We start from the raw sequence: 19,299 nt of genomic DNA on the forward strand, positions 1-19,299 counted from the left end.
GTTTCCGTCTTTTGTTTCTCGTCGCTTGGTTTGGATCGTCTGGTCACCGAAACTGTAGCTCAGGTTAGACGCCCACCTCGTTGACTTTCGATGGGGGCCGACCTACAATTCCAGCGTCTCCCAAGTGCCCAGAAAGCAAACCTGCTTGACCGTACGAGAGCTTAAGCGAATCTATTTCGCCAAGCGCCGAGAAATCAGAGACAGACTGGCTGAGTTCGCGAGAGTGGGGCGGACGGGTTCCCCTGAGGCGCTCTTTGAAGAACTGACTTTCTGCATCTTCACGGCGGGCGCCAGCGCGCGAATGGGTCTGCGCTCGGTCGAAAGCGTTCGGCCGGTTCTAATGAGCGGCTCAGCGTTGGACATTCAGAACGCGCTGGTGGGAAGGCACAGATTCCCGAACAATCGCGGAGCTTATGTATACGAGACCCGCGAGTATCTTCGGGAACACTGCGGTCTTCAGTTGCACGAAGCGCTCAGGGGTCTGAAGGCCGCCGACGAGCGCCGTGACTTCCTGGCCGCCAATCGAAGCGTCCGCGGAATCGGTTATAAAGAAGCGAGTCATTTCTTGCGCAACGTGGGTTATCGCGGATACGCGATCCTGGACAAGCACGTGCTGACGCGGCTTGCGGAGTTCGAGGTGATCGAAACGCCGAAGCCGCCATCGACGAAAAATAGGTACCTGGCGATCGAAGAAAGAGTGAAGCTCTTCGCCGACTCGATCGGCATAGACTTCGACGAACTCGACCTGCTCTTGTGGTACACGAAGACCGGAGAAATACTGAAATGAAGGTCTACGGTGGAAAGAGCGCTTTGAATATCAGCCGAATGATTCGGCTGGCCGGTTACCTCCTGCTGATCGCCGGTTTGGCCTTCTCTAATGTGACCCGGCCGCTGGCCAGCGCGCCACCGCCTCAGCAAAAGGAAATCGAATCCAACGCCAAACTTATCCGCAAAGCACGAAAGGTTATGCGAGCGGGCAAATACGAGGACGCATTAACGATCTATCGCGAGATGTTCGATGCGAGCCCGAGCGACATCCCGTCGCGGCTGGGAGCGAGTCTGGCTTATCTGAAGTTGCAGTCCTACGTGCACTGCTTCGAGAAGGCCAAGGAAGTTATCAACCTCGACGCGAATAATGCGCGCGCCCACGCGCTTGCGGGGATTTCGCTGCTGCGGTCCGGATACGTTCGGAGCGCAATCGACGAGCTGCAGCAGGCTCTCAATTTCGATGCAAAAGAGGCGCTGGCGTACGGCGGCGCGGCCGAAATAGATTACTACGAGGGCCGGGCCAAAGAGTCTCGCACAAAGTCTTTTTACGCGCACCAACTCGATCCCGATGAACCTGATTACCTGGTGACGTACGCTCGATCTTCGTCGCGGCTTGAAGACTTCAAGGAGGCTGCCGACGCTTATGAACTCTTTCTTGAGGTCTCGCCTAAGAGCGACAGCGAGCGCCGCGATAGGATTCGAGGACTCATTCAATTCTACCGCCAGCTCGCCGGGCTCAGAGTCCATCAGGTGAGCGGCCCGGCCGTTACCGAAGCGCCGTTTCGACTGGGCAGCGATCGGCGGCCGTACTTGCGAGTCAAGCTCAACGGCCGCGACGCAGTCTTCGTGATAGACACGGGGTCCGGGTTCACGGTGATGTCGAAGGACTCGGCCAAGCGCTTCGGCGTTTCCGAGATCGCGCACGGCGGCAGGTCACAGGGAGTGGGCGGCACCGGAAAGTTTCAAATTGTCTACGGCCTTATCAGGTCGATTCAGATCGGCGAGGCAAAAGTGAGAATGGTCCCGTGTTTTATTCGTCCCTTTCATGGGGCGCAGGGACGGGTGCCTGAAGAAACGGCCGATGGCTTCCTCGGGATATCGGTCCTCTCGCACTTCGTGACCGCGCTGGATTATAAGGCAGCACGCATGCGCCTGGACCGAAGCGACAATCGCGAGTTGCAAATGGCGGCAGCTCCGGGGGTGAGCTTGATCCCGTTTCGGACGACACAGAACGGGCTTATCAGCGTCGAGACCGAATTCAACGACAACCAGAACATACACGCCATTCTTGATTCGGGCGCCAGTTCGACAGTGGTTTCAATGGCGGCGGTCGAGCGACTCAATATGCACGATCAATTGATCAAGGGCCAGACCACCAGCGTCATAGGCGCCGCTGGCATAACCGACAACGTTCAGATACTTTTCATCCGCAACTGCCGCGTAGCCGATCAGCTCCAGAGCAACCTCCGCGCGCTGGTGTTGGATTTTGGCGCGATCAACGAAACATCAGGCTTCGAGCAGAGCGGCATACTTGGCGGCGACTTTCTGCGTCACTTCAGAGTGACAATTGATTTCAATCGCGCATTACTTGCGCTCCAGCCTCATACGCCTCCAGTCACAAGACAGTAAGGGGGTAGCAGGCTCAGTATCAAACTCGGCATGCAGACTAATAAAGTCTACGCTACTCCCCTGTGGTAGAATGTCTGTGCGCCCATTATGAAGAAGAGTTTATACCTTGAGACATCGGTGGTCGGCGCCTATCTGGACAACGGCGAACCATTCCGCCGCGACCTGACAATCCGCTGGTGGGAGCACGAGATGGCCGACTACGCGCCGTACATATCGCCGCTGGTTGTCCGCGAGCTCGAACGGACCGAAGAGCCGCGGCGATCGGCGTATTTGAATTTGATACGCGACGTCCCGATGTTCGACATCAGCGAGGAAGCGGCGATACTGGCGGAGGGATACGTATCGCGCGGTATCTTTCATCGCAAGCACATGGCGGATGCGCTGCACGTGGCGATCGCTTCGGTAAACAAGGCCGATCTGCTGGTGACCTGGGATTTTGGGTACATCGCAAACGTGCATCGGCAATCACGAGTTCAATTGTTCAACACGATTGCCGGGTTCTTTGTGCCGATGATCGTGACGCCGGAGTTCTTGATTAGCGCTGAATTTTGAAGTGATACGTGATACGTGATGCGTGACCGGAAAACAACACCGTCACGAATCACGCATCACGCATCATCACTCTTATGTATCGAAAGCCGAGATTTCTGGAAGAGATTCACGCCATCCGCGAAGAGATGTCGCGCGAGTGCGACTACGACGTCGACTTGTTCGCCGAGATGGTGCGCTCAGGCCAGCGGCCGCGATATGGACCCTCCCGAAACGTCCGAGGTGTGCGCTCGCGCGCGCCCGCTTCGGATGAACACGACCAAAAGACTCGATCAGGTCAAGGTAATGATTAGACAATTGAAAGCAACATCGCTCGCGCTGTTGGCGGTAGTGGCGGCAGGCTCCTGGCTATCGGTGCGCGCCAACTCACACACGAGTCAGACGCCGCGAGCCGGCGATCGCGGGCTAAGCTCGGCTCCCGCGCCTCAGGGCAAAACGGTCTTGCTCGACGTTCCTTCGATCGCCGAGCGGGTCAACGAAGTGGTGGTCAACATCCGGTCGAGTTCCGAGAGCGGCGAGAACCTCGGGAGCGGCTTCATCATCGACCAGCGTGGATTGATTGCTACCAACTTTCATCTGATTTCGAATGCCGAGCCGCGGCGCGGTTCGGGCCAGCGGGGTCCTGAAACAAAGGGCCCTCCGAAGCTGGTCACCAGCGTAGCGGTCACCCTGCACGATGGGCGCCAGTTCCCAGCATCGATCAAAGGCTACGATGAAGCGACCGACATCGCTCTGCTCGAAATCGTGCCAAACGGGGCACAGCTTCCTGTGGCCGATCTGGGCGACAGCGATGCGCTGCGTGTAGGCGAGTGGGTAATAGCGATCGGCAATCCGCTGGGACTCGATCACACGGTTACGCTTGGGATCGTTAGCGCTAAAGGACGGACGGGATTCGGGGGCCAGTTCGACGACTTTCTGCAGACAGATGCGGCGATAAACCCGGGGAACTCGGGCGGCCCCCTCCTGAACGTTCAAGGCAAGATCGTCGGCATCAACACGCTGGTTTTGGAGCGCACGCAGGGTTTGAGCTTCGCTATACCGATCAACACGCTCAAATCGATCTTGTCCCAACTGATCGACCGGGGCCGGGTCACACGCGGGTTTCTGGGCGTCGAGACTCAGGACGTCGATGCTGATATTCGCGGGCTGTTGAAGCTCCCGGCCGACTCTCGGGGTGTGCGCGTCGTTCGCGCCGAGCGGGCCACTCCCGCCGCGCGCGCCGGTTTGAGGAAGGACGATCTGATTACCACAGTCGACGGCCAGTCAATCACGTCGTCCGTGCAGTTCAATCGAATCATCGCCAGCAAGCTTCCCGGCACCAAGGTCGCGATCCGAATAGTACGCGATGGCCGCGAATACACATTGAATGCCGAGACAGGCGAAGAGACCAAGAAATGAAGGAAGCGTGATTCGTGATGCGTGATGCGTGACCAGACTAGTCGAGACGATTCATGTTGGTCCGGTCACGCATCACGCATCACGCATCACGAGTCACGAATCACGCATCACGCTTCACGCATCTCCCTGCCATGAGTAAGCCAATCACCGAGGGACCCCTCGAACAAGAAGTAGCGGACGGCGCTGTGATGGCCGAATTGTTTCAGGCCATCGGTTTCGAAGTTGCCGACGAACATTCGTACAACCTGCTGGTCGAGTACGTCGAGACCAATGGCCAGCGGACTCGCGCGCAGCGCGGAGAGGCGGCGTTGCACGGAAGGTGTTGGAAGGTCGGCGACGGGCTTGAAGTCTGGTCCATACTCTACGAACGCGGCGCCGACCTTTATTATGCGGATTGCCGCCCCGCCTTTCGCAGCCGCTACGTTCGCACCATCCTGCCGTGGGAGCTTGTCGAATACGACGAAGACGGTGAAGCGATCGTGCGCGGCGGCGTGCGTGGCGCGCCCGACATTGTCTTTGAGCTTCAAAACCTGACCGAACTTGATGACGCCGACTTCCGCGAATCGCACCTCCACGTTGCCTTGGCGGGAATAGCCTATGCGGCCCGCGTGCGGCCGTACTCCAGACGGGTAATCGATCCGCCGGCTCACCGCTTCGACCTCGCTGAGCGTCTCGACGGATTTGCCGACAAAGCGTGTGAAAACGACTATGTGATCAGCGGGCGAGTCCTATCGTGGCGCGACATCCGGAACCCGGTCACCGCAGCCGACCTCGTTTGGATTTATGTTGATGCCGCGTCGATTCGTCTCGAGGTTCTCGCCAACCGGCGAGCGCTGCGCGGGCAACTTAAGATCGGCGCGGAGATTACCGCGAACATATGGCTGCAGGGACACGTGCTCAAAGAGAGCGATTTATCGGCTCGCTACGAAGGCGTTGATCAAGAGTACGAACAGGCAGATTTCTGGGCCGGGCTCCGCCGTGGAAACTGAAGTAGGATAGACTTCAGTCTGTGTCTGGCAATTGCTCTTGTAGCGCAGTTACCCGGCTAAAGTCTATGCTACGTCTTTCGACACAATGCGCAAAGGATTGTTAATACTAAGCACCGCGTGCCTGTTGGTTGTCGCCGGGATGTTGTTCGGGTGGCGCTATTGGACCCACAGGTATGACACGCTAATCACGGCCGCGGCCCAGAAGCACAGCCTCGATCCTGCGTTGGTGAAAGCAATCGTGTACGAAGAATCGTTTTTCAGCCCGCACGCGCACAGCTCGCAAAACGCGGTAGGCTTGATGCAAGTGACGCCAGTGGTCGCTCAGGAGTGGGTCGAGTCCACTCGCTCGCGTTCGCTGTCGGAAGCTGCTGCCGCGATCACGGGCAAAGCGCCGCCGCCGGGGTCTGAGCCGGGATTTGAAGAGACGTTCGGCGATCCGGCGGTGAGTCTGCACGTTGGGTGCTGGTATCTTCAATCTCTCTTCAATCGCTACGGAGACGAACCCGACCCCCTCGCGTTCGCGCTTGCGGCCTACAACGCCGGCCCCTCGAATCTCGAGCGATGGGCTCCAGGTGCTGACCGCTCCAAGATGTCGCGGGACGAGTTCATCGCGCGCATAGATTTTCCGGTCACTCGCAGCTATGTTCAGAAGATCGTCCAGCGATACAACAACTACAAGCGCAACGGCGAAATAATAGGGCAATAGAGTACGCCTGAGTTCGCCGCGTCTACCCTTTGCAATTCCTCCCGGTCATTGTGAATGAACACCTGTGTATGTGAGCGCCAGTTTGACTGTGGTTTGTTACCATAAGACAACCGGTCCTAAACAAATTAGCTCCTAATTCCAACATCCAAAAGTCCTTCAACCGGTAATGCGTCGAGCGGTGTGCGCGGCACGAGCATTGAATAGTCTCAATTGCGCTGATGGGCGTGGCGCGGCGCCTCGCCAAGGAGTTGCCCCCGCAACATCAATGAAGAGTAAAGTCCAGCGACCGGGCCGATTCAAACAACCGCGCGGTTTAACGCGACTACATGTTTGAGGTGAACGTGAGGCAAGCGGCTAATCTGAAGATCAAGTTGTTCACGGTGATCGCCTCGGTCGCCGGAACTTTCGCGCTTGTCTATTCAATCTACCGCTTGCGGCTGGAACCGATGCGGCTCGACTGGATGCTGGTTCTCGCTTTCACGATGTTGTTGAGCTGGCGAGCCGAGGTTTGGATTCCCGGCGTGCGCAGCAAGATCACCTTGAGCGACACGTTCGTCTGCATCGCGATCCTAATGCTCGGTCCATGGGCGGCGGCGGTGCTGGCGTCGATCGACGGGCTGGCAAGGTCGCCGCGGGGCAACAAGAAGAATCTCGGATCAACCGCCTTGATCAACATGGGGGCGATGAACATCGCGGTGCTAAGCGCTTCGCTGCTGGCTGTGCGGCTCTTTGGACCGCTCGATCGCTTGGTGTACAGCCACGATCGACTCGACCAGCTAACGCTTGCGATCGGCGTGATCACGCTGACGAATTATCTGATCAATAGCAGCATAGCGGCTACAGCAGTCGGGTTGTTTCGCGGCCGCAATGTCATCAAGACCTGGACTGAAAACTATCTATGGGCTTCGCCGGCTTTCTTTATCGGCGCGGTGGCCGGCGGTGCGATATGCAAGGTGATAACCGTCTTTGGATTCTACTCGTTCGTCATCTCGCTTCCGATTCTGCTTCTGACCTACATCGCCTACCGAAGCTATATGGGGCGGGTCGAAACGTCCAACAAGCACATAGAAGGGCTGACCAAGCTGCACCTGGCGACCGTTGAGTCACTCACCATGGCGATTGACGCGAAGGACGATCTCTCGCGGGGGCACATACAGCGGGTGCGGATGCTGGCCGAGGGGCTCGCCCGCGCCGTTGGCTACCCAGACGACCAGATGGAGGGGTTGAAAGCCGCAGCCTTACTTCACGACATAGGGAAGCTCGCCGTTCCCGAGTACATCTTGAGCAAGCCCGGCAAGCTGAGCGCCGCCGAATACTCGAAGGTCATGATCCACCCGGTAGTCGGCGCCGACATTCTGAGCAACGTCGAGTTTCCCTACGAAGTCGTTCCCATAGTCAAGCACCATCATGAAAAGTATGACGGCACAGGATACCCTAGCGGTTTGAAGGGCGAGGAGATTCCGTTCGGCGCGCGGATACTTACAGTCGTCGATTGTTACGAGGCTCTAACAACAAACCGCCCGCATCGCCCGCGCTTCAGCCGCGAGCAAGCGCTGGAGATGATGCGCGGCGAAGAGGCGCGCACATTTGACCCGGCACTGCTCGAAGTATTCCTTGATATCATCGATTCGCTCGAAGACAACTTGCCCGCACTCAGCGCGCGCCCGGTTTCGCTGCTGGGTGTCGAACCCCTCGCCGCTGATCGTCGCCTGGAACTGAGCTTTATCCAGGCGCCCAGAACGCCTACTGAAAAGGCCCTGCGCGATATCGCGGCCGCGCAACGAGAGGTGCTCTCGCTTTATGAAATCTCGCAGACGCTCGGTTCCACTCTAAAACTCTCCGAGGTGTTACCAATCGTCGCCGCCAAACTCGAGAACATCGCCAACTTCACCACCCTGGTAATATTTCTCGCGGAGGGGAACCGGCTGCGTGCGGCCTACGTGATCGGCAAGAACGCCGAGGCGCTAAAGGGCGTCGAGATGTCAGTGGGCGAAGGCGGCGCGGGATGGGTTGCCGAGCATCGGCAGGTGTTGATTGGGGGGAGCCCGCTGGCTGACCTTCAGCGGCCGCTGGGTCTGGCTGCCGCAGCGTATCGTTCGACGGCGATATTCCCGCTCGAGCACGACGATTCGCTGGTAGGGACGCTCGCCCTCTACTGCGAAGAAGATCGCGGATACTCGGCCGATGAGGTCCGCCTGCTCGAGACCATCTCGCATCACACGGCCACCGCTGTCCGCAACGCGCTGGCTTTTGAGCGGACTCAGGAGTCCGCGCTTACGGATAATCTCACCGGACTGCCAAACTCGCGATACATGTACAGCTTCTTCGATCAGGAACGAAGCAGGTCCGAGCGTCACGGTTATCCGCTGGTATTGATGATGATGGATCTGGACGGTTTCAAGAGGATCAACGACACCTATGGCCATCACGTCGGCGATGAGATACTGCGGCGGGTTGCGCAAGTCTCACGCGGACAGGTTCGCTCGGGAGACACACTGATCCGGTACGCAGGTGACGAATTCGTGGCCGTGCTGCATCGAGTAACGCCCGACCTGGTGCTCGAGATGAAGTCGCGACTCCAGTCAGCCGTCGACAGCTTCGCTTACGAGGTGAGGCCGGGCCGCGTGGCGCGCGTCGGTATTTCCATCGGGTACGCGACCTACGGACAGGACGGCACTGCCATAGACGAGTTGATGGAGGTCGCCGATCAACGCATGTATCAAGACAAGCTCGCTCGCCGCCGGAACGCATCGTCGTTGCGCGTTGCACCTTTCCCCGCGCGATCGGCGGCAATATAGGAGGACAAGATTATGACGACGGTTCTTACTGAAGTCAGAGTGGCCGCCGCCGGCCCGAGCTCGCCGCCTCGAATGAAGATGAGAATGCTGGAACAAATGGCAGAAGCGCTCGAAGACCAGGTCGCCGCGCTTTACCGGCGCGCCGCCGCCTTCGAAGAGGAAGAGTTTTTGGTCAACCGGGAAATCGAAGAGCGGCAGACCGAAATTAACCGGCTTTTGCTCAAGCTGGAAGTGATGCGAGCCGAGCGCGACCGGGTGATGGAGAGAATCGAATCGATCTCGCACGAGGCCGCCGCCCTGAGGGAAGAAGTCTTCAATGGGGAAGAAGAGGCAGCACTTAACGCGATGGAAGGCTCGCCGTCGAAGGCATCAACAGAGCCGGGATGTGACCGCGCTCAAGCGGCGTTCAGCGACAAGAATCAGGCGAGCGGCGCGATGTTTTTCCGCCGTATAACCCCGTCTGAACAGATGCCTAGTCGGTAGCCGAAGCTGCCGGCAGTCAACCACGGTTCAGAGTTCAAGCTTTAGCTTGCCCGTTCGATTGACCGGCTCCGAAGCCGCACTCGATTATTTTGACCGATAGCTGAAAACGAAAGGCTAATAGGTCTTTTAGTATTACAGCGCGGCTCGCCCGAGCTCACGCGAGCAGGGCGCACGTCGCGACTCACGGTCGGGCAACGAGGCGATTGATGTCTTCAAGTAAGAGCGTCGAGAGGCGCAACAACAGTGAGCGCCGGAAGCAGGAACGCAGGCGGTCGATTCGCTACACGGCGGAGACCTTGATAGTGATCGGGGGAATCACCTGGATCGACAACGAAGGAACTGACCGCCGGCGAAAGGTCCGCCGCAAGGATGACCGAGAACGAATCGTAAGAAAGATATTGGAAGATGCTTTGTTGGCCGATCGCTGAACAAAGGCGAAATATAACGTCTATACGGAGCGACTGAGTCTCAGCGCTAACTTCTTTCTCTTGAGATTCCCTTTAGCAACAGCCAAAGCGGCGGCGTAGACCTCGCACTTCATAAACCCTAATGCGTGCCGCCGCAGTCCAAATGTCAGCCAACGTTGACAACCCGCAATCAAAGCCGGAAACTTCGGAGTAACATACCGCGCTTCTCCGGAGGATCATATGAAGCTATTGCGAAGCTTGATTTGCCTGGCCGCCGCCGCCGCAGTCATCGCATTGTCTGTCGCCCGGCCTGTTGCCGACACCTTTCGCCCGGTAGTAAGAGGCAAACGAGGCGCAGTTGCGGCCGGCCATCCGCTTTCCGCCGAAGCAGGACTGCGCTTGCTTCAGCAGGGTGGCAACGCCGTCGATGCCGGCTGCGCCGCGATACTGGCCGCTTCAGTTATCGAGTTCTCACACTTCTCATTCGGCGGCGAAGTTCCAATCATCATCAAGCGATCGAACGGCGCGGTGACGGTCATCAACGGCCAGGGCACGGCGCCGCAACTCGCTACTCGCCAGTTCTTCCTCGATCAAGCGAAGAAAGGCGAGCAACAGAAAGGCCCACCCTTCATTCCATCATCGGGCATTCTTCCAGCGACCGTTCCCGCTGTGCTCGATGCAGTAGTGACGGCGCTTGATCGCTTTGGGACGAAATCGCTTGCCCAGGTTATGCAGCCTGCTCTTGAGCTGGCCGACGGGGTTCCGATCGATGAGCTGCGCGCGGGCTACATCGAAAGAACTCGAAAGGTATACGAGCCGTGGCCGACAAGCGCGAAGGTGTTCCTGGCAGGCGGCCGCGCTCCGAAACCGGGTGAGATGTTTTCGCAACCCGATCTGGCGCGCACGCTCCGCGAGATAGTCAGAGCCGAGCGAGCGGCGGCTTCGCGCGGGCGGCACGCCGCACTGACGGCTGCCCGAGATTATTTCTACAAGGGCGTGATTGCAAAACGCATCTCAGACTTCTGCGCGGCGAATGGCGGATTGCTTCGCGCGGGCGACTTCGCGGCCTTTCACGCGAAGGTCGAAGAGCCGGCACATTCCTCGTATCGCGGCTATGAAGTTTATAAGACCGGTTTCTTTGCGCAGGGGCCCGTGATGCTCGAGGCGTTGAATATGCTCGAGGGCTATGACCTGCGCGCGATGAAGCACAACTCGGCCGACTACATTCACACGCTAACCGAAGCAATGAAGCTGGGATTTGCCGACCGCGATCGCTACTACGGCGATCCTGACTTCGTGCGCGTTCCGGCGAGCGAGTTACTATCGAAGGACTACGCCGCGATGCGCCGGTCTCTGATTGACGAGAAGCACGCTTCGCTAGAGCAGCGCCCGGGCGATCCGGTGAACAAGAAACCGCTGATCAACGGCGGTCCAAATCCCGCGCTGACCGGACAGTCCTCGGTGCCTGAAGCCGAGCGCGCTAACGACACGACCTGCGTCAACGTCATCGATAAGGACGGCAACCTGTTTAGCGCGACTCCATCGGGCGCGTGGCTGCCCGCGGTGGTCGCGGGCGACACCGGCGTGATGCTTGGTCAACGCATGCAATCGTTCCTGCTGGAGGAAGGCCATCCAAACGTCCTGCAGCCCGGCAAGCGGCCGCGGATCACATTGACGCCTACGCTGATTCTGAAGGACGGCAAGCCATTCATGGTGCTCTCAACGCCGGGCGGTGACAATCAGGACCAGTCGCTCATTCAAGTCATGCTGAACATCGTCGAGTTCGGGATGAACGTGCAAGAAGCGGTCGAGGCTCCGCGGTTCCAGACCTTGCACCTCGTGAGCTCGTTTGACGATCACCGATTCAACCCCGGCATGCTGAACCTTGAAGACCGAATCACGAAAGAAGTGAGGGATGATCTCGCATCGCGCGGGCACAAAGTCGAAATGCAAGCGGCGTTCGGGAATCCTTCAGCGCCGACGGTGATAAGGTACTACAGCGACTCGGGGGTGATTGAAGCGGGCGCTGATCCGCGGCGCGGCAGATACGCGATTGCATGGTAATGGTTGTTCAGAAATGGATAGATTACTTCATACTCCACAAACCGATCGACGCCCGGAGAATCACACGGCGGATCAGATAACGTTGCCGGAGGGCGCGATCGTTGAGATAGTCCGCGCGGAGCGGCTGTCGGACTACATGCTGAGGCTCTTTTTTAGCGACGGCGCTGATCGCGTTGTGGACTTCGAACCTTTTCTGAACAATTCTCAAAATCCGATGATCCGCGCATATCTAGATCCGCAGAAGTTTGGAGGCTTCCGTTTGGAACACGGCGATTTGATCTGGGACGATTACGGGCTGTGCTTTCCGATCGCGGACTTGTACGAAGGCAGACTGTAGGTTCGCGGCTCAGTGTTAGGTTAGGTGAAGGAACCACTCATATGGCAGCCAAGCTTGAACCTCTTCTAACGATAGCGGACATCGAGTCAATGCCCGAAGACGGAAACCGCTACGAAGTCATTGAGGGGGAACTATTCGTGTCTCGCGCACCAAGCCTAACGCATCAAGGTGTTGTGGGGAATCTCTTATTCGCTTTCACCGAGTATCTCCGCGAAAACCCGATCGGAAAGGTCTGGCCGGGGCCAGGAGTGATCTTCAGCGACTTCAGCGGAGTGATACCCGATGTTGTCTACATCAGCAATGAGCGGCGAAGGGAGATAGCCACTGGCACTAGAGTTTCAGGGGCGCCAGATTTGATTATTGAAATACTCTCTCCTGGAACTGAGAACGAGCGACGCGACCGGCACGCCAAGCGGCAGCTTTATCGGAAGTACGGCGTGAAAGGGTATTGGATCGTTGACCCAGAGCGCTCAGCAATCGCCATCTACCGCACGAGCAAGCTAAAGCTAGTTGCCAAGCTGGGAATTCGGGACCAGGTAACCACACCATTGCTGCCAGGCTTTCGCTGCTCGGTGAGAGACATCCTGCAGTAAACGGCGCGTTAGACTGCGGCGACGAAGGTCGTGTGTCGATTCTGAGTTCCGCTCTTGTGTATCTTGCGCGTCTGGCCAAGAACGACTCTCACACCTGTCGCCTATGTCGCCAATTCAAATCCTAAAGCTTGTCGGATTCGCTACAGGCGCAACCCTCCACCTTTACATCGCGTGGCTGATTTGGAACCGGCGGTTCGGCTCGCGCGAGAAGCTCACGCAGCCGGTTCAACTGATCACCATCGTCAATCTCTGCCTCGGCGTCTGGTTCCTCGGCAATCTGTTCATCACTTTTCACGAGCTGCTGATTGGAGTCGAGCGTCTCACTGTGCTGCTGCGCGCCTGGGACACGCTGGCGATGACCGCCGTGGCGTTGCTTCCTGCAGCTTTGCTTCACGCACACATTGGCTTCTGGGCTTCGCTTGACGGGTATCGCACGCTCAAGCCACGCGCGGTCAGGCTCATCGGCGCGGCGCTCTATTTGCCGATGACTTTTCTGCCTTATGCGTTCTACCGAATCAACGTCGGTGACTATCAGCCGTATCTGGTCAAGCTGCGCATGCTGCTGATTCCGTACTCGATCTGGTACCTGCTGGTGATGATCTCGTCGGCGGTGATTGATTGGTCGATCAAGGACCGCCTCGACCCGCGCGCGCTGCGCGAGCGAGCGTTCTTTAAGCGGGTGGCAGTGCTGCTCGTGTTGAACGGCCTGTTCGAATTCGTGGTCGTCGCGCTCCTGCGCACAGGCCCCAACGACGTGCCGTGGATACTGTTCATTCTATCGTCGCTGCTTCCGATCTTCTTCGTCGCGTATCACGTCTATCGCTACAAGCTGGTCGATGTAGCAGTCAAAGACAGCCTGGTGTACGCGGTGTTCGCACTCGTGTTCATAGCCGTCTACACGTACGGTGTGAGGCGTCTGGATCAATTTCTGGTCGATCGATTCGAGATCACTCCCGGCGTAGTTGAGGTGATCCTGATCCTCGGAATGGTCGCGCTTGCCAGCCCGTTGGTGCGAGTGATCGACCGAATGGTTCACCGGTTGTTCACAAGCGAGATCGGCTTGTATCGCGACGTGGTGCGGCAGGTGTCTTCGGGCGCTGAAGGCTTCGGCGAGCTGACTTCGCTGGTGCGCTACACGGAAGAGACCATCAGACGCGGGCTCGATCTGTCGACCGTTCGAGTCTTGCCCTTCAATGCGGCGGATGCTGGAAGTCCCGAGCGGCGGCTTGCTGAAAAGATGATCGAGTGGAACGCGGACGCAATCGAAACGGATGACGACGTTCAGGCGATCGGCGCAACTATCGCTTACGCGTTGAGGCGCGAGACCGAGCTTGTCGGGTTGATGTTGATCACAGCGGAGCCTCACGCGCTGACTTCTGAGAAGCGCGCGATCCTCGACGTGCTTGCTTCGCAAGTCGCGGTTGAAGTCGAGAGCTGCCGTCTTGTAGAAGAGAAAGTGCGGCTTGAACGTGAGCTTGCGAATCGCGAACATCTCGCGACGCTCGGGCAGATGGCTGCGCAGGTCGCACACGAAGTAAAGAACCCGTTGTCCTCGATCAAGTCCATCGCGCAAGTGATGCGCGAAGAGCAAGCGCTATCGGGCTACGAACAGGACCTGAGCTTGATCGTCAGCGAGATCGACCGCCTGAATCGTACCGTCTCGCAGTTGTTGGCATTCTCAAGGCCGAGCCACGCCGACACGCGCCCGGTCCAGCTTTCCGATTTGATAAGTGCGACAGTCACGCTGGCAAGCGCCGAAGCCAAAGAACGCGGAGTCGATCTGAAAGTCGAATCGCTCGCCGACGTGACACTGACGGGCGTGCAAGGCGGAGCGTTGCGTGAAGCCTTGAGCAATCTTGTGCTGAACGCGGTGCAAGCGACGGAAGCTGGCGGTGAAGTGAAGATTCAAGCGGCCGTCCATACCGTAGCCGCAGACCCGCGTGTCCGTCCGACTGATCTTGCGGCAGCGACGCTGACTCTGACCGTGACAGACAGCGGCCCGGGCATCCCGGCAGACGCGCAGCAGCGGGTCTTCGAGCCATTCTATTCAGCGAAGTCACGCGGCACCGGTCTCGGGCTTGCGATCGTCCAACGCCGCGTCGTCGAGGTTGGCGGCTCGGTTCAGCTCACAAGCCCCGTCGATGATGGCCACGGCACACGCTTTCGATTGATCGTGCCGATCGCCGCTGTTGGTGAAGAGACTAGTTCAGAGCGGAGGAACTGAGAATGAAAAGAAGGACGAGCCTGCTCTCTCTTTTTCTTGCGGGCATCCTACTCCCAACCACTCTGGTTCGTTTGCAAGCCCAACAAAGCTCAACAGAGCAGCCAGCTAAACTAGAGGTTGAGAAAGTTGTACTTGATTTTCAGATTATGAAAAAAGGTGAATTCGTACGAGGTCTCAAGAAGCAGGACCTTTCTGTTTATGAAGATGACGCTAAACAAGAAATCACGCAATTCAGCGAAGGCGATCCGCCGCTTTCGATTGTGCTCTTGCTGGACTTGAGCAACAGCATGAGAAAGAGTGTTAGATACGTGCGTGAAAGTGCACAGCAGATCGCGCAGGGATTCAACCCCGATGATGAGGTTGCACTCATGACGTTTGCAATTGATGTGGTCCTGGCCCAGCCATTCACCAGGAACAAACAACAGATTGCTAACGGACTAGGTCAAGTTCCAGTTCCGGCCGGGTACACAATGCTAAATAAGGCTCTAAAGGAGGCGGCTACATATTCGGCCAAGTCTGCTACTCCTGGCAATCGGCGGGTGATCATCGCTTTTACGGATGATGAGGATACGGCAGGCTCAACTGACTCGCTCAACCAAGCGTCCCACGCTATATTCAGCTCTGGAATCGTCGTGTGCGGCTTCATAGTTCGCGTCCCGTCCAGAGTATTTTACCCGACGTCGGAGGGCGGCGTTGCCAAACTTGTTCGGCAAACTGGAGGTGTCCCTTTGTTCGTTGACGAAAGAAAGCTAGGGGAACAAATGGCCGGCGTCGTTAGATTGCTACATCGCCACTACGTCATCGAGTATGTTCCCTCGAATGCCAAGCACAATGGGAAGTTTCGCAGAATACGGTTGAGACTTTCGCCCGATGTAGAGAAAAGAGAAGGTAAGCTAGATATCTTGGCCAGGGAGGGCTATTACGCGCCGACGAGATGAATAGCAGCTACGCGTTCCGGCGGCGGAAGAACCGCATCGTGAACATCGCCGCGCACCAGATGAGACCCGAAGTCGCCATGATCGCCCACCCGAAGTCTTCGACCATCGATGAGAATCGCCCGGCGATCCCGCCTACCAGCCACGCGCCGAAGAACGTCGTCGCCGAAAGCCGTCGCGCCCAACGGACCTGATTCGATATTCGTATCCGCTGAAGCTCGGCTTCCAGAAAATCGTCGTCCTCCATCAAGCGCCCATAGTAGCGAGCTTCACGCCCGGCCATTCTCGCCAGCGCCACGTCATTGCTTGCAGCCGCCGCGTTGTAGTAGTGAGCCACGTGGGCGAGCTTTCCGTCTCGAAGCGCGATCTCAGCAAGCCCGACGTTCGCGCGAAAGCGCGCGGGATCAAGCTGGAGCGCACGGCGAAAACAATCGGATGCGCGCTTGAAGTCGAGCCGCTCGAAGAACGCTTCACCGATTCGCTCGAGCAGATCCGGCTGGTCTCCTGCAAGCCGCGACGCAAGCCTCAAACAAGCATCCGAGCGTTGAAGCAAGCGCGCGTCTTCCCTCTGCGCAGACGAATGAAAGAAGCGGGACATCTCGTAAAGAAGTTGCGGATTGCGCGGCTCCTTTTCGTAAGCGACCCGGAAATAGCTGGACGCCTGGGCGAGCTTGCCCGCGAGCTTCAACGAGTTGCCTATGCGGCGCAGCAGTGGCGCAGGCATCGCCGCGATGTCGCTCTTGAGCACGGGCGAGCCTTTGAGCGCGTTGCCTGTTTCGAAGTATTCGAATATCTCAGAGGACCGGGGATCCAGTTTGTGCGGGCCGGCCGCGCGGAACAGAGCCTTGATGAACTTCGCATAGGTCGAGCGGTGCGAGCGAACTACTATATCGACGCCTGCTCCATTGATGCGGGTGTGATAACTGATTCGCGCATCGCCAGTGGCGAAGCTGACTCGTGTTGTCTCGGTTGTGATAGCTTCGATGTCGGCTATCGATAGCTCGCGGCGAATGCGGAACAGATGAGTCAGAAGAAAAGCGAACGGACCGCGATGCCGAATCGTGCTGCCGTCAAACTCGATTCGGTCGAAGACCGCGGCCACTACTATCGGCGCGAGCAAGGCCCAGCAGGCGAGCGCCGCGAAGAGCCAACCTTGTTTTAACAGAGTCGACCCAACGGTAATCACAACTGCGGCAGACAGCGTGTAGGGGACGAGTCCGGGGCGTATGCTGATGGTCTCCATCTGGTTGCTTCAAGTCTATTGTGCGGTGAATAGGGAGGCAACACTAATACGAGCAAGGTAGCACAGACTTTAGTCTGTAGTCTGTGTCGCGCCTCGGAACAGCGCATCGTCGCCTTTAGCCAAGCGCACACAGACTAAAGTCTGTGCTACTTCAAAACCAACGTGCCTCGGCGGACGTCACCGTCATCTCCCGGTCGAGCTCTACACGCATCCGCAAGTCGAAGCGAAGATCGCGCAACGACACGACTGTTGTCCCGTCGGCTCGCGTTTCGACGCTGGCGGCGCCGTAGCGCAAAAAGTCCAGAACGACTCGCCCTTCGTTTGAGCGGCGCAATGCATCCGCGATCTGCGGATCCAGCGCCGGCAACTCCCGCCACTGCTCCCGCCGATCGGTGAGGTCGATGTTGCGCGTGTAGACTGCGTCGCCACTCTGCGCTGCGGCCTGCCACGCGAGCGGGTTGCCAGGCGCGGGCCAAACGGCCATCGAGGTCACTCCGCCGACCTTCAAGGAATTCTGAGCCTCCTTCATTGCCGACTGATGAGCCATCCACATACCGGAGTAGTACAGGGCAAGCAGCAGGAGGGAATATCTTGCGAGCCGCTCGCCTGCGCGGCCCCAGCGAAACAGAGTCCCTGCCACGACAACGCCCAGTCCCAGGAACCAGATCACGCGAGCCAACGTTGGGACGGTCAACGTCTCTGCATCGGAAACGTGGCGAAGCGCCAGACCGACTACCAGAGCTGCGATTATTCCTATCACAAGCCAGAGAAATATCCGCGCGGCATCCGTCGTGCTGAGCCAGACGGCGGCCGACCCGAGTATGAGCCAGATCCACGGATCGACCACAAAAGCAACGTCGCCATAAAACCACCGATGGCTGAACGGCAACAGCGGGCGCACGCCGTAAACGTTCGTGAAATCCATGAACGCGTGCCCAAGCCCGCCCAGATACGCAAGCAGAAAAATCCTCATCGGCCTTAGCGGCCTTCTAAAAGGGTCGCGGCGCAAACGAAACTGGCGATCGACAAACATCAGCCCAAGCGTCAGCGCCGCCGCCACCAGCGTCAGCCCGACGAATCCGTGAGTGAAGCCGCGATGATATTCAAGATAGGAGAGTGTGCCGCCCTGAAGGCGCCAGAGCACGTCGACATCGGGAAGATTCGATGAAATCACGAGCGCTGTAGTCGCAAGCGGGGTGACGCGTTCGAGCCCTGCTTTTGCAAACGAGAGCCCCAGAAGTGTATGCGCCAGGTTTTCCATTTAGAGAAGAGGTGTTAGTAGCGATGCTGGTTTCGGGCGCAAGCCTGCTCACGGTTGGACGGGCATGGAAGTTTCGGGAGGCAGTTCTTTGAGCCGGTCAGGCGCCAATGCTTGGAGCCGCTTCTCAGCCTCCGCTCCTGCCCCTGACGACCGGCCGGATTTGGCCGCTTCCAAATAGGCCTCCACGGCCTTTTCTGTGTCCCCGGTCTTTTCATAGACCCGGCCGAGACCGACCTCGACCGCTGGTTTCAAAGTCCGCGAGGAACTGAGCAATTGCTGATAAAGCGAAATGGCTTTCTCGTCGTCGCCGTTGACGGCGTAGTTTTCGGCAAGCGCAAGCCGCGCGAGGTCCGAGGCAGGAGGATCGTTTTTGTTGACGGCCTGCTCCAGCAAGCTTATGCCCTTGTCGCGATCGAAGTGAAGGTAGCTAACCCCCGCATAGTAACGACCGATTGAACCGTAGTAACTGGAGTAGTCGTTGGCGAGACGTTCGAACGCTTCGGCCGACTCTCGCCACCTGGTTTGCTCGTCGGTGTAGAACTTGCCGGTGGGCGGTGTTGCGGTGGTCGATGTGGGATCCTGAACCGGCGCGTTGAACTTCTCGAAGGCGTCGGAAAACGCGGTCTCGGCCTTTGACTTCCGGTAATCAAAGAAATAACTCCCGGCAACGTAGAGCAGAACAATTCCGGCAATGACTCCCACAGCAATCACGACCGGCCGCCCGCGCTCCTGGAGCCAGTCCTGCGTCGCCTCGTAGAACCGGATGATCGGGTCGTGTTTGAACTTCATCTCCTTGACGGAGACCTTCTTCTTCTTTCTGCCTGGTTTCGCCAAAGCTGTGAGCCTCCTTGGATCTGTGACTGGAGCAAAGCCGGAAGGACGCCTGCGCCGTCTGGTAAAGCAAACAAGAACATA

17 protein-coding genes are annotated in these 19,299 nt (G+C 58.0%); 14 read left to right on the plus strand and 3 right to left on the minus strand.

Annotated features, from left to right (window positions below; translation table 11 throughout):
• Nucleotides 1-124: 124 nt before the first annotated feature.
• The 14 genes from AABO57_18260 (at nucleotide 125) to AABO57_18325 (ending at nucleotide 15,883) form a co-directional block, all read left to right on the plus strand.
• Nucleotides 125-787: an N-glycosylase/DNA lyase gene (locus AABO57_18260; protein MEK6287665.1), complete on the plus strand. Its 663-nt coding sequence runs from the start codon at nucleotides 125-127 to the stop codon at nucleotides 785-787.
• Nucleotides 784-2,397, plus strand: a complete 1,614-nt coding sequence (locus AABO57_18265) for an aspartyl protease family protein (GenBank protein MEK6287666.1) — start codon at nucleotides 784-786, stop codon at nucleotides 2,395-2,397. Before AABO57_18260 ends, AABO57_18265 begins: the two co-directional genes overlap by 4 nt.
• Before the next feature lie 87 nt (nucleotides 2,398-2,484).
• Nucleotides 2,485-2,949 (plus strand): hypothetical protein, encoded by a 465-nt coding sequence (locus tag AABO57_18270; GenBank protein ID MEK6287667.1) that lies wholly within the window; start codon nucleotides 2,485-2,487, stop codon nucleotides 2,947-2,949.
• Nucleotides 2,950-3,144: 195 nt separating this feature from the next.
• Nucleotides 3,145-4,344, plus strand: a complete 1,200-nt coding sequence (locus tag AABO57_18275) for a trypsin-like peptidase domain-containing protein (protein ID MEK6287668.1) — start codon at nucleotides 3,145-3,147, stop codon at nucleotides 4,342-4,344.
• Between the two features lie 131 nt (nucleotides 4,345-4,475).
• On the plus strand, nucleotides 4,476-5,333 hold the full coding sequence (locus tag AABO57_18280) for a DUF3881 family protein (protein MEK6287669.1): 858 nt from the start codon (nucleotides 4,476-4,478) through the stop codon (nucleotides 5,331-5,333).
• A 97-nt stretch (nucleotides 5,334-5,430) separates the two neighbouring features.
• On the plus strand, nucleotides 5,431-6,039 hold the full coding sequence (locus AABO57_18285; GenBank protein ID MEK6287670.1) for a transglycosylase SLT domain-containing protein: 609 nt from the start codon (nucleotides 5,431-5,433) through the stop codon (nucleotides 6,037-6,039).
• A 326-nt stretch (nucleotides 6,040-6,365) separates the two neighbouring features.
• Nucleotides 6,366-8,837: a diguanylate cyclase gene (locus AABO57_18290; GenBank protein ID MEK6287671.1), complete on the plus strand. Its 2,472-nt coding sequence runs from the start codon at nucleotides 6,366-6,368 to the stop codon at nucleotides 8,835-8,837.
• 12 nt (nucleotides 8,838-8,849) lie between these two features.
• Nucleotides 8,850-9,320: a hypothetical protein gene (locus tag AABO57_18295; GenBank protein MEK6287672.1), complete on the plus strand. Its 471-nt coding sequence runs from the start codon at nucleotides 8,850-8,852 to the stop codon at nucleotides 9,318-9,320.
• Between the two features lie 206 nt (nucleotides 9,321-9,526).
• The gene (locus tag AABO57_18300) at nucleotides 9,527-9,748 is read left to right on the plus strand and encodes a hypothetical protein (GenBank protein MEK6287673.1); all 222 of its coding nucleotides are present in this window, start codon (nucleotides 9,527-9,529) and stop codon (nucleotides 9,746-9,748) included.
• Between the two features lie 219 nt (nucleotides 9,749-9,967).
• The gene (locus AABO57_18305) at nucleotides 9,968-11,791 is read left to right on the plus strand and encodes a gamma-glutamyltransferase family protein (GenBank protein ID MEK6287674.1); all 1,824 of its coding nucleotides are present in this window, start codon (nucleotides 9,968-9,970) and stop codon (nucleotides 11,789-11,791) included.
• Nucleotides 11,792-11,804: 13 nt separating this feature from the next.
• Entirely contained in the window at nucleotides 11,805-12,128 is a 324-nt protein-coding gene (locus tag AABO57_18310; protein ID MEK6287675.1) for a DUF2442 domain-containing protein, read from the plus strand.
• 41 nt (nucleotides 12,129-12,169) lie between these two features.
• On the plus strand, nucleotides 12,170-12,721 hold the full coding sequence (locus AABO57_18315; GenBank protein MEK6287676.1) for a Uma2 family endonuclease: 552 nt from the start codon (nucleotides 12,170-12,172) through the stop codon (nucleotides 12,719-12,721).
• Nucleotides 12,722-12,824: 103 nt separating this feature from the next.
• A complete protein-coding gene (locus AABO57_18320) occupies nucleotides 12,825-14,945 on the plus strand; it encodes an ATP-binding protein (GenBank protein ID MEK6287677.1) in 2,121 nt (706 codons plus the stop codon).
• Between the two features lie 2 nt (nucleotides 14,946-14,947).
• A complete protein-coding gene (locus AABO57_18325; GenBank protein MEK6287678.1) occupies nucleotides 14,948-15,883 on the plus strand; it encodes a VWA domain-containing protein in 936 nt (311 codons plus the stop codon).
• 7 nt (nucleotides 15,884-15,890) lie between these two features.
• Here the strand turns inward: AABO57_18325 and AABO57_18330 are convergent, their stop codons facing one another.
• The 3 genes from AABO57_18330 to AABO57_18340 all read right to left on the minus strand — a co-directional run bounded on the left by AABO57_18330 (nucleotide 15,891) and on the right by AABO57_18340 (nucleotide 19,218).
• Nucleotides 15,891-17,123 (minus strand): hypothetical protein, encoded by a 1,233-nt coding sequence (locus AABO57_18330; protein MEK6287679.1) that lies wholly within the window; start codon nucleotides 17,121-17,123, stop codon nucleotides 15,891-15,893.
• 151 nt (nucleotides 17,124-17,274) lie between these two features.
• On the minus strand, nucleotides 17,275-18,384 hold the full coding sequence (locus tag AABO57_18335; protein ID MEK6287680.1) for a metal-dependent hydrolase: 1,110 nt from the start codon (nucleotides 18,382-18,384) through the stop codon (nucleotides 17,275-17,277).
• 48 nt (nucleotides 18,385-18,432) lie between these two features.
• On the minus strand, nucleotides 18,433-19,218 hold the full coding sequence (locus AABO57_18340) for a tetratricopeptide repeat protein (protein ID MEK6287681.1): 786 nt from the start codon (nucleotides 19,216-19,218) through the stop codon (nucleotides 18,433-18,435).
• Between the last annotated feature and the right edge of the window lie 81 nt (nucleotides 19,219-19,299).

The organism is Acidobacteriota bacterium, assembly GCA_038040445.1.
Taxonomy (GTDB): Bacteria; Acidobacteriota; Blastocatellia; order UBA7656; family UBA7656; genus Onstottus_A; species Onstottus_A frigus.

Coding starts and splice junctions, on each gene's coding strand:
- AABO57_18265 (MEK6287666.1), top strand. CDS start 784: ATGAAGGTCTACGGTGGAAAGAGCGCTTTGAATATCAGCCGAATGATT.
- AABO57_18270 (MEK6287667.1), top strand. CDS start 2,485: ATGAAGAAGAGTTTATACCTTGAGACATCGGTGGTCGGCGCCTATCTG.
- AABO57_18275 (MEK6287668.1), top strand. CDS start 3,145: ATGGACCCTCCCGAAACGTCCGAGGTGTGCGCTCGCGCGCGCCCGCTT.
- AABO57_18280 (MEK6287669.1), top strand. CDS start 4,476: ATGAGTAAGCCAATCACCGAGGGACCCCTCGAACAAGAAGTAGCGGAC.
- AABO57_18290 (MEK6287671.1), top strand. CDS start 6,366: ATGTTTGAGGTGAACGTGAGGCAAGCGGCTAATCTGAAGATCAAGTTG.
- AABO57_18295 (MEK6287672.1), top strand. CDS start 8,850: ATGACGACGGTTCTTACTGAAGTCAGAGTGGCCGCCGCCGGCCCGAGC.
- AABO57_18300 (MEK6287673.1), top strand. CDS start 9,527: ATGTCTTCAAGTAAGAGCGTCGAGAGGCGCAACAACAGTGAGCGCCGG.
- AABO57_18305 (MEK6287674.1), top strand. CDS start 9,968: ATGAAGCTATTGCGAAGCTTGATTTGCCTGGCCGCCGCCGCCGCAGTC.
- AABO57_18310 (MEK6287675.1), top strand. CDS start 11,805: ATGGATAGATTACTTCATACTCCACAAACCGATCGACGCCCGGAGAAT.
- AABO57_18315 (MEK6287676.1), top strand. CDS start 12,170: ATGGCAGCCAAGCTTGAACCTCTTCTAACGATAGCGGACATCGAGTCA.
- AABO57_18320 (MEK6287677.1), top strand. CDS start 12,825: ATGTCGCCAATTCAAATCCTAAAGCTTGTCGGATTCGCTACAGGCGCA.
- AABO57_18325 (MEK6287678.1), top strand. CDS start 14,948: ATGAAAAGAAGGACGAGCCTGCTCTCTCTTTTTCTTGCGGGCATCCTA.
- AABO57_18330 (MEK6287679.1), bottom strand. CDS start 17,123: ATGGAGACCATCAGCATACGCCCCGGACTCGTCCCCTACACGCTGTCT.
- AABO57_18335 (MEK6287680.1), bottom strand. CDS start 18,384: ATGGAAAACCTGGCGCATACACTTCTGGGGCTCTCGTTTGCAAAAGCA.